General features: G+C 63.3%; 1 protein-coding gene. It reads right to left on the bottom strand.

Features of this window, described 5'->3' with window-relative positions:
* Positions 1-441, bottom strand: a 441-nt coding sequence (locus tag AACY52_RS31480) for a zinc-binding dehydrogenase (protein WP_339561574.1), incomplete at both ends; no start/stop codon positions are given.

The raw sequence follows: 441 nt of genomic DNA, 5'->3' as shown, positions 1-441 counted from the left end.
AGTCGAACGTATAGTCTGCACCCCCATCTGTCAGCGCCACCAGATGCGCGACGATGTCGCCGTCCACCGTCTTCGGGTTGACAAAATGCGTCATGCCGAAGCGGCGGCCCCATTCCTCACGATCGGGGTTGATGTCCACGCCCACGATCATGCCCGCGCCCGCCAGCCGCGCGCCCTGCAACACGTTAAGGCCGATCCCGCCAAGCCCGAAGACGATCACCGTATCGCCCACCTGCACCTTCGCTGTGTTGACGACCGCGCCGACCCCCGTCGTCACCCCACAGCCGACGTAGCAGCTCGTCTTGAACGGCGCGTCCTCTCGGATCTTCGCCACTGCGATCTCAGGCAGAACGGTGAAGTTTGAGAAGGTCGAGCAGCCCATATAGTGGAAGATCGCCTGGCCCTTATAGCTGAAGCGCGTCGTGCCGTCGGGCATCAGCC

The organism is Pseudomonas sp. EA_65y_Pfl1_P113 (assembly GCF_963970525.1).
GTDB lineage: Bacteria > Pseudomonadota > Gammaproteobacteria > Pseudomonadales > Pseudomonadaceae > Aquipseudomonas > Aquipseudomonas tritici.
Note: the sequence above shows the minus strand (reverse complement) of the source record. Positions and strands in the feature narration are given on the sequence as shown.